Source organism: Magnetococcales bacterium (assembly GCA_015228935.1).
GTDB lineage: Bacteria > Pseudomonadota > Magnetococcia > Magnetococcales > DC0425bin3 > HA3dbin3.
Genome location: JADGCO010000137.1, coordinates 1 through 9,116, shown reverse-complemented (window position 1 = coordinate 9,116; position 9,116 = coordinate 1). Strand labels below are relative to the sequence as shown.

10 protein-coding genes are annotated in these 9,116 nt (G+C 59.4%); 5 read left to right on the top strand and 5 right to left on the bottom strand.

Features of this window, described 5'->3' with window-relative positions; all coding sequences use genetic code 11:
* The 4 genes from HQL65_19160 to HQL65_19145 all read right to left on the bottom strand — a co-directional run.
* The coding region (locus HQL65_19160) for an Rpn family recombination-promoting nuclease/putative transposase (protein ID MBF0138356.1) at window positions 1-256 on the bottom strand (256 nt) is incomplete at its 3' end.
* 103 nt (window positions 257-359) lie between these two features.
* On the bottom strand, window positions 360-1,211 hold the full coding sequence (gene dapD, locus HQL65_19155; GenBank protein MBF0138355.1) for a 2,3,4,5-tetrahydropyridine-2,6-dicarboxylate N-succinyltransferase: 852 nt from the start codon (window positions 1,209-1,211) through the stop codon (window positions 360-362).
* Window positions 1,208-2,422: a succinyldiaminopimelate transaminase gene (locus HQL65_19150; protein MBF0138354.1), complete on the bottom strand. Its 1,215-nt coding sequence runs from the start codon at window positions 2,420-2,422 to the stop codon at window positions 1,208-1,210. The genes dapD and HQL65_19150 overlap by 4 nt, the downstream gene beginning before the upstream one ends.
* Complete coding sequence (locus HQL65_19145) at window positions 2,419-3,390, bottom strand: murein peptide amidase A (protein MBF0138353.1); 972 nt, start codon at window positions 3,388-3,390, stop codon at window positions 2,419-2,421. The genes HQL65_19150 and HQL65_19145 overlap by 4 nt, the downstream gene beginning before the upstream one ends.
* A 328-nt stretch (window positions 3,391-3,718) precedes the next feature.
* Between HQL65_19145 and HQL65_19140 the strand changes: the two genes are divergently transcribed.
* The 5 genes from HQL65_19140 (at window position 3,719) to HQL65_19120 (ending at window position 7,392) form a co-directional block, all read left to right on the top strand.
* Complete coding sequence (locus tag HQL65_19140; protein MBF0138352.1) at window positions 3,719-4,567, top strand: D-alanyl-D-alanine carboxypeptidase family protein; 849 nt, start codon at window positions 3,719-3,721, stop codon at window positions 4,565-4,567.
* 20 nt (window positions 4,568-4,587) lie between these two features.
* Entirely contained in the window at window positions 4,588-5,145 is a 558-nt protein-coding gene (gene folK, locus HQL65_19135) for a 2-amino-4-hydroxy-6-hydroxymethyldihydropteridine diphosphokinase (GenBank protein MBF0138351.1), read from the top strand.
* A gap of 189 nt (window positions 5,146-5,334) precedes the next feature.
* Window positions 5,335-6,141, top strand: coding sequence for a 3-methyl-2-oxobutanoate hydroxymethyltransferase (gene panB, locus HQL65_19130; GenBank protein MBF0138350.1), 807 nt, complete (start codon window positions 5,335-5,337; stop codon window positions 6,139-6,141).
* A gap of 4 nt (window positions 6,142-6,145) precedes the next feature.
* Window positions 6,146-6,994 (top strand): pantoate--beta-alanine ligase, encoded by an 849-nt coding sequence (locus HQL65_19125; GenBank protein ID MBF0138349.1) that lies wholly within the window; start codon window positions 6,146-6,148, stop codon window positions 6,992-6,994.
* Between the two features lie 17 nt (window positions 6,995-7,011).
* Window positions 7,012-7,392: an aspartate 1-decarboxylase gene (locus HQL65_19120; GenBank protein MBF0138348.1), complete on the top strand. Its 381-nt coding sequence runs from the start codon at window positions 7,012-7,014 to the stop codon at window positions 7,390-7,392.
* A 48-nt stretch (window positions 7,393-7,440) separates the two neighbouring features.
* Here the strand turns inward: HQL65_19120 and HQL65_19115 are convergent, their stop codons facing one another.
* On the bottom strand, window positions 7,441-8,874 hold the full coding sequence (locus HQL65_19115) for a M48 family metalloprotease (GenBank protein MBF0138347.1): 1,434 nt from the start codon (window positions 8,872-8,874) through the stop codon (window positions 7,441-7,443).
* Window positions 8,875-9,116: the final 242 nt, after the last annotated feature.

Sequence of the window (9,116 nt, the reverse complement as noted above, 5' to 3'; positions counted from 1 at the left end):
GATAGCTTTTATGCTCGATCAAGACGTAGAAGAAAGCATCTTTGCCTGTGATTGTTTTGGCCCGGAACAAGCGGTCGGAAAAGTAGGCGGACAACTCATTGCTCACGAACGATCCATCAACCAATTCCGGGTTGCCCGGGGCCAGAATGGCAGTTACAGGCTGGGGGAGGTGTTCACGCAGGAGATGTCCCGCTGATTCAGGATGAAGGAGCAGCACTTTGACCAGACGGTCGTGGGGGTGAACCAGATCGATCATGATACGAGCCTTGAATTTTCAGACGACATTTCAAACCGCGTCCACTTTGAAATGTGTATTTTTTCAAAAAACGCATGAAGAATCGGGATTTTCAATTTTTTTTTCAAAACTCCCTGAGTAGTTCATTGATGGCGGTTTTGGCTCGGGTATTGGCATCGACGGTCTTGACGATCACGGCGCAATAGAGTCCCGGTTTGGGGGTGCCATCGGGTCCGGGCTTGCCGGGCAGGGTGCCGGGCACCACCACGGAATAGGGGGGGACATGGCCGGTAAAAATATGCCCCGAGGCCCGATCCACAATGGGGGTGGACCGTCCCAGATAGACCCCCATGGAGAGGACGGCTCCCTGCTGGACGATCACCCCTTCGGCGACTTCGGCCCGGGCACCGATGAAGCAGTCGTCCTCGATGATGACCGGGTTGGCCTGCAAAGGCTCCAGGACCCCGCCGATGCCGGCACCGCCGGAGATGTGGCAGTTGCGGCCAATCTGGGCGCAGGAGCCGACCGTGGCCCAGGTATCGATCATGGTGCCACTGTCCACGAAGGCACCGAGGTTGACATAGGAGGGCATCAGCACCACGCCGGGGGCAATGTGGCTGCCTTTGCGCACCGTGGCCGGGGGCACCATGCGAAAGCCGGCGGCCCGAAAGCGAGCCTCGTCCCAACCGACACATTTCAGGGGAACCTTGTCGAAGGCTGGGGCGGAGGGATTGCCCATCAGGGTGTTGTCGTGCAGCTTGAAAAAGAGCAGGACCGCTTTTTTGAGCCATTGGTTGACGACCCAGCCATGGGTGGCTTCCGGGTGGCCGGGATGTTTTTCCGCGACCCGGAGGGAGCCATTGTCCAGGCCCTCGATCACGGCCAGAACCGTCTCGCGGATCAGGCCATGGGTGGAGGTGTTGACATGGGCGCGATTTTCCCAGGCATCATGGATGATATGGGCATGGTCGGTCATGGGAAAAGGCCTCCTTGAATGTGTTGTTCGGCACAGCGGGCGAGCCGCTGCATGGCGGTGCGATGGTCGGCAAGCGGGGCAACCATGGCAACCCGGATATAATCCTGTCCGGGGTTGCCGTGACCGGTGTCGCGCCCCAGATAGGCACCGGGCAATACCGTGACACCCTGTTCGGCATACAGGGCACGGGCAAAGGCCTCCCCCCCGCCCGGGACCCGCAGCCAGAGATAGAAACCGGCCTGCGGCGGGGTGACCGGCAAAACCGGTCGCAGGATGGCCAGGGCATCGGCCAATTTTTGGCGGTATAGAAGGCGGTTTTCCGACACATGGGTCTCATCGGACCAGGCACGGGTCGCCACATCCTGGATGAAAGGAGGGGTGGCGCAACCCGTATAGGTGCGCAGTTTCAGGTACCGGGACAGGATATCCGGGTCCCCGGCCACAAAACCGGTACGGGCACCGGGCATGTTGGATCGCTTGGAGAGGGAGTGGAACACCACACAGCGTTGAAAGTCGCGCCGACCCAGGCGACGGGCAGCCTGCAAGAGGCTGGGCGGCGGGGCGTCGTACCAGATTTCCGAATAGCATTCATCGGAAGCCAGAATGAAATCATGCCGGTCGGCCAGTTCGAGCAGGTGGAGCAGGTGATCTTCATCCAGAACCGTGCCGGTCGGGTTGGCCGGTGTGCAGAGATAGACCAACTGCACCCGCTGCAACACTTCGAGTGGCAGCGCCGCAAAATCCGGGATGAAACCGTTGGCGGCCCGGGTTTCCACATAGACGGGTTCGGCCCCGGCCATCAAAGTGGCCCCTTCATAGATTTGGTAGAAGGGGTTGGGCATGGCCACCAGGGGAGTGGCGGGCTGGCGGGTGTGGTCCACCACGGCATGGGCGATGGAAAAGAGGGCTTCCCGCGTGCCATTGACCGGCAAGACGTGACGTTCGGGGTCTACGTGATCCAGGTTGAAACGCACCTGAAGCCATCGGGCAATGGCCTGGCGCAGATCGGCCTGACCGCGGGTGGTTGGATAGCGGGTGATGCCATCCAGGGAAGCCGCCAGGTGGTTCCGGAGAAAAGGGGCCACCGGATGCTGGGGTTCCCCGATGGAGAGGTCAATCGGGTGCAAGCCGGGCGGCGGCACGCTGCCGTGCAACAGGGTTGCAAGTTTTTGAAACGGATAGGGGTGCAGTTTGTCCAGTTCCGGATTCATGGGGTGGCCAGTGGCAGGATGGTTGCGGTGGAAAAGGTTTTTGATTGGGCTGCGGCGGGATTGCTGCCTGGTTTGGGTGTCCTGGCGTGCAGCGGCGCGGTCGCTGCGTCGCTGATGTTGCTGCTGATCCAGTGGACCAGATCCGTCCAGATATTACGGGTTTCATCGCTGGTTGGCATGATGCCGGCGTAGGTCAGTTCGATGGTGACGATGGGAATTTTTTTTTCGACACCCGCATAGCGTCCGAGGGAACCGGGATAGGTGCCCATGGGATCCAGGTAGAGGTGCCCGAGCTTGTGGGGTGGTTTGGCCTGGGGTCCGTCAAAGTCCAACAGGTTGTATGGGGCATGTACCGAAACGATGACGTTGGGCCGGAAGCGCTCGATCTCGCTTTGGATCCACCGGGATTCCGGTTCGCTCAAGGGGTTGATGCCGGGAAAGCGCCTGGGGTCGCGACCGGTCGTTTTGATCCAGTAGTTCCGGCTCTCCGTTTCCCAATCATTCGTTGGAAAATTTCGATTTAAATCAACACCATTGGCATTCATTCTCCGGGATGGACGCATGAGCAGCCCATCGGGATTGACGAGTGGTGCGACGCGCCAATGGAACAGGCCCGAGTGGAATTGGTCCAATTTCTGCATCCATTTAAACACGATGCTGACCGAGGAGTATTCGTCACCGTGGATGCCGCCGAGAATCAGGACACGGGCCTGGGGTGTTTTGCCGGGCAGGGGTGGATATTCCTTGACCAGCAGAGGTGTACCATTGACAGAGCGTCCGGATGCTATTTCCAATCCGCTTTCCAGGCACTCGGCGGTGGTGACACTGCTCAGCTTGCGACCGATCTGGTTGCAGACCCTGGCCAACCAGCCTTGGGGGGTCAGGAGTGGCATGGCGGAACGGGGCGGGGGATCGGCCCGCACCGGGATGGCCATGACGAGCAACCCGATCAGCAGGACCGCGCACATGCTGGCGGATGAAATCTTCCAGGCAGATCGGTCAGGGATGATGAAACAACAGGGACGGTTGAGCATAATCTTCCGTGATGAATGAGAATCGGGTGGGTCCGGGACTTCCTGGTCTGACGCTTGCGGTATCATGTGAGCGCGATCTGGATGTGCCGCATCTGGTTTTACTTTAACCCGGGTGAAAGCGTCAATTCAGGGAAGATAATGCGGCATTGATTTTTTTTTCCGATGCGGTACCATGTGGGGAAATTAATGCAGGTGGCCAGGGAGTGCCGCCGGCAGTATGGACTCTTCTTGAATGCATAGAGAAACGCCAGGATCCAACATGATGAAAAGGCGCCAATTCTTGACGAGTATGGCCGTTGGAGCGGCCGGACTGGGCCTTGGCTTGACACCCCAGGCCATGGCTGCAACGGGAGAATTTGAGTCAACCGGTATTCCGACCAATGATCCGGAACTGGAGTTGGCCCTGTTGCGGACGCGACATTTCAACGAGCATCTTCCCGGTGATGCCTACCTTGACCCGGCCCAGTTCAAGATTCTCGAATCCACGGTGCGACGCCTTGAGCGTTTGCAACAGGTCGTCGGGTACGGGAATTTTTACCTCCTGGATTTTGACGAAGCCATCAAGACGGCTAATGACAGTCCCCGGGTGGGTCAGTTTCCGCGATCCGAGCTTGATTTCATGGACATGATCTTTCATGAGACCGCAGTCACCTACGGGTTCATGGGGAAAAAGCCCTTGAAAAATTTGACGGATCGTACACCCCGGCGCAAGGTGGTCAAGGTTCCGTTCACGGGCAATTTTTTGTTCAAGGGACATGCCGTGGAGGTCTACCGCCGCATTCGCCGTGATATTGGCAATCAGGTGGTGCTGACCTCGGGCGTGCGCAGTGTTCCCAAACAGTTTTTATTATTTTTGACCAAGGCTTATGAAGCCAGTGGCAACCTTTCCCTGGCCTCCCGTTCCCTGGCCCCTCCCGGCTACTCTTTTCACGGGGTGGGCGACTTCGATGTGGGACAGGTGGGATTCGGTGAAGCCAACTTTACGGCCCGCTTCGTGGAATCGGATGTTTTCAAGAAACTGCGGGAGTGCGGTTATACCCAGATGCGCTATCCGCAGGACAATCTGTTGGGGGTGCGTTTCGAACCCTGGCATATCAAGGTGGTCACCTGAAGTCCTGGCAGAGGGTGGGCTTGCAGACGGCCTGGATCGGCTTTGGGGCCAATCTGGGCGATCCCGTGGTGACATGGGAGCGTGTTTTGCGGGCCGTGGCGTGTTCGACCTCCCTGCGGTTGGTCGGGGTGTCACCGCTCTATGCGACCGAGCCGGTGGGACCGGTTGCCCAACCCTGGTTCACGAATGGCGTGTTCGTGGTGGTGAGCCGGATGGAGCCGTTGCAACTGATGCGTTTTCTGCGTCGCCTGGAATGGGGTCTGGGACGGCGGCGCGGAAGAGAGCGTGTCTGGGGACCCCGCAAGGTGGACCTGGATCTGCTGTTTCTTGGTCGGCGGGTCATGACCCATTCCCGCCTGATCCTGCCGCACCCCCGCCTGCATGAACGCCGCTTTGTCCTGCAACCCTTGGCGGATCTGGACGGGGATCTTTTGCACCCGGTGTTGTGTAAAACCGTTGACATGTTGCTGAAAGAAGTGAATGATCCATCCCGTGTGGAGAGGCTGCCATGGAAGGCACCGACGCCCCTTTGTCGGGGAGCGGTGACCGGAGTGATTCCAGGTGCCTCTTCGGGATGAGACCAGAGGAGATGCTTGGATCGATCCTGCCTGCAAGGGTGGGTAGACCGGGACGGGTTCTGCCATGCCACTGGGTTTGACCACCGTCAGCAGCCATTGCCGGCGGTTTTCTTGCAGCTTTCTGCTGACGTCTGGCCGTTGTCAGGACGGGTCTTGCCTGCGTTGGCTTGAACCCGGGGATGCGTCGTGATGGCCAGACGTGTCACCATTCCCGATCTGATCCAGATGAAACTAAATGGCAGCCGGATCGTTGCCGTTACGGCCTACGATTTCACCTTTGCCCGTCTGTTGGACCAGGCAGGGGTTGATCTGCTGCTGGTGGGAGATTCACTGGGCATGGTGGTCCAGGGACACGACACCACATTGCCCGTAACCCTGGATGAGATGATCTACCATACCCGGGCCGTGGCGCGGGGTGCCTCGCGGGCACTGGTGGTATGCGATCTGCCGTTCGGGTGCTATCATGCCGGCCCGGAGGCTGCCCTGGCCAGCGCCGTGCGGGTGCTGAAGGAAAGCGGCGGGCATGCCGTCAAGCTGGAGGGTGGCGAAACGATGGCGGCCACGGTGCGCTTTCTGGTGGAACGGGGCATTCCGGTCATCGGGCATGTCGGGTTGACCCCCCAGTCGGTTCACGCCTTTGGTGGTTTTCGGATTCAGGGCCGGAGCGAGGCCGCTGCGAGCCGGATCCTGGCCGATGCGGTGCTGCTGGCCGATGCCGGGGCCGGGGCCGTTGTCCTGGAAGGCATTCCTGCCCGGCTGGCCACAACCATCAGCCAAAAATTGCCCATTCCCACCATCGGCATCGGTGCCGGTGTGGGGTGCGATGGCCAGGTGCTGGTCGTCTATGACCTTCTTGGTTTGTACGAAGGTGTGAAACCCCGTTTTGTCAAAGAGTACATGGCGGGTGGAGAGCAGGTGCGCCAGGCCGTGGGCCGGTTTGCCCAGGAGGTGCGTGCGGGCGTTTTCCCGGGGATCGAACACAGTTTTGGTGATTGAAAAGATGGAACTCTTGACCAATCGACAACTCCTGGAACATTGGGTGCGGGAGACGCGGAGCGCCGGACATCGCCTGGGTTTTGTGCCGACCATGGGGGCGTTGCATGCCGGACATCGTTCCCTTTTTCTGGCGGCGCGGCAAACGTGTGACCGGGTCATCGGGTCCATTTTCGTCAATCCCACCCAGTTTGGCCCCAACGAGGATTATCAGCGCTATCCCCGCACCCTGGAACAGGATCAGGCCCTGCTGGAAGAGGCGGGTTGCGATGCCTTGTTTTTGCCGACGGTCCAGGATATCTACCCGGACGGTCATCAGACGCAGATTCAGGTTCGGGATCTGGCCGACGATTTGTGTGGCCGGTGCCGACCGGGGCATTTTCAGGGGGTGGCCACGGTGGTGGCCATTCTGTTCAACCTGGTGCGTCCCGATCAGGCCTGCTTTGGTTTGAAGGATTATCAGCAGTTTCTTGTCATTCGGCGCATGGTGCGGGATCTGGCCATGCCGATTGAGGTGACAGGGTTGCCGACGGTACGGGAAGCGGATGGTCTGGCCATGTCCAGCCGCAACCGCTATCTCGATCCGCCCGCCCGGCAACGGGCACTGGCCCTGTTTCGGGCCATGGAAAGGGCACAGGTCGCCTATGCGGGCGGTGAGACTGATGCAGCCCGACTGGAGGAGCTGGCCCGGCAGGTGTTGACCGAGGCCGGCATCGGGCAGATTGACTATGTGGCTGTACGGGATCCGGATACCTTGTTGCCTTTGGCGCGGATCGAGCAGGATCCCGTTATTCTGGTGGCTGCCCGGGTTGGCGCGGCGCGCCTGATCGACAACCGGCGGCTGGTTCGCAATTGAGGGAGGCGAAGAAGCGGATGGAACTTTCCGTGCTGAAATGCAAGATTCATCGGGCAACCGTGACCGAAACCCAGGTGGATTACGAAGGTTCGTGCGCCATCGACGAGGATTTGCTGGATGCTTCCGGAATCCGGGAGTTCGAACAGATCCATGTCTGGAATGTCAATAATGGCGAGCGGCTGGTGACCTATGCCATTCGCGGTGAACGCGGCAGTGGCATGATTTCCCTGAATGGTTCTGCGGCACATCGGGCCAAGCCGGGGGATCTCGTCATCATTGCCGCCTTTGCCCGGATGACCGAGGCCGAGTGTGCCCAGCATCAGCCGAGCCTGGTCTACGTGGATGCGGACAATCGCATCGCCCGCCTGGGAAATTCCATTACGGCCCAGGCGGCATGAAGCGGTTTTTCAGTCATGCGCGGCCTGGTGGTCTTTCGACAGGGCATCTCAGCGCCCTTTCTTCGGGTGGCGCAATTGATCCCACTCCGTTTGGGCGATGGTCTGCTCCTGGGAGCGGGCGGGGAAAAGTCGTACCGCCTCCTGATAGTGCCAGAGGGCGTTGCGGGAGTCGGCCATCAGACGATGGTAGCGGGCCAGGGCCAGGTGGCTGGCACCGGGATGGTGCAACTCCCCCTCCGCCAGACCCAGTTGGTAGAAAGGTTTTGGTTCCTGGGGTTGCTCCGATGTGAGTTGGCGCAGCAGGCGGTTGGCCTGATCGTACTGTTTGCGTTCGTTCAGGGTGACGGCCAACTGATAGCGCAGATCAAAATGGTTGGGTAACAGCGTCAGGGCGTTTTGAAAATCCTTCTGGGCCTCCTCCATCCGGTTCATTTCCATGCGGCTCAGGCCGCGTTCCCGCAGGAAATAGGGATTTTTGGGGGTTTCGGCCAGGAGGGCGGTCAGAATGGCGTCGGATTCGGTCAGGTGTCCGCCGTAGCGTTGGGCCATGGCCAGGCCGTAGTTGGCGGCCTGGGCGGCTTCCGGGCTGGCGCTCAGGGATGCCCGTTTGCGGAAGCGTTCGGCGCTGGCATCGGGATCGGCATCGACGCCTGCTTCCAGTTTGGCCTGGATACGCAGCAGCCAGGCGGATTCGTCATGATCAGGACGTGCCTTGCGAGGTGGATATTGGGTGGCCAGGTCTTTGGCCTCGGTCATGCGGAGCGAACTGATGGGGTGGGAGAGCATGTAGGGAGGGGGCTGGGATGCCAGTCGTTGTTCGCGATTGATGCGTTCCATGAAATTGCCCACCCCTTTGGGATCGAAGCCGGCGCTGGCCAGGTAGGGGATGGCCAGACGGTCGGCCTGTTGCTCTTTTTGCCGCATGGTGGTCAGCAGGGCGGTTTGGGAGGATGCGGCTCCACCGGCAATGGCACCCTGGGTGATGTTGCTGTCATGTGCCACAATGCCGGCGGCAATGCCTACGGCAGTGGCAATCAGGGAGCGAATGGAAAGATTCTTGGCTTCATCCCGCAACTGAATGTGATGGCCGGCGGACAGGTGGGCAATTTCATGGGCCATGACGCCGGCCAGTTCGTCCCGACCGTGGGCGGCCAGCAGCAGGCCGCTGTGAAAGACGATGTGACCGTTTTCCAGAGCGAAGGCGTTCAGGGATGTGTTCAGGATCACATGAAAGCGGATTGATTCCGGCGGAAAACGGGCTGCCTGGATCAGGGGTGCGGCCATCTGGTCCAGCAGATCACTGATTTCCGGATCGGAGATCAGGATGATGGCGTCCGGATCTTTTTCCTTCTCCTTGCCCCAGGCGGTTTCCGGCCATGTCGCCGCCAGGGCGACCCAAAGAAAAAGGGCCACCACCAGATATGAAACCCGGCCCCCATTTTTTTTTCCAATTTGTTTTAATTTCAGGCCGAAATTTTGCATATACCCCATAATCCCTGGGCTGTGATCTCTTGGCAGTGGGCAATTCCGGATGCCAGGTGGCATGGGCAGGGGAATTTATTGCCGCCCGTTTCTGCCAAGTGTGGTCTATTTTGAAATTTTTGGCGAGTCTTGATTTTTCTGGAAGGTGGCAATCTCTCAGAGGCTGTCTAATAACATGTTAATTTCAAAAAAAAACGAATAAAAAACTGGGATGGAGGTCCAGGAGGAAGGGCTGTGCCCTT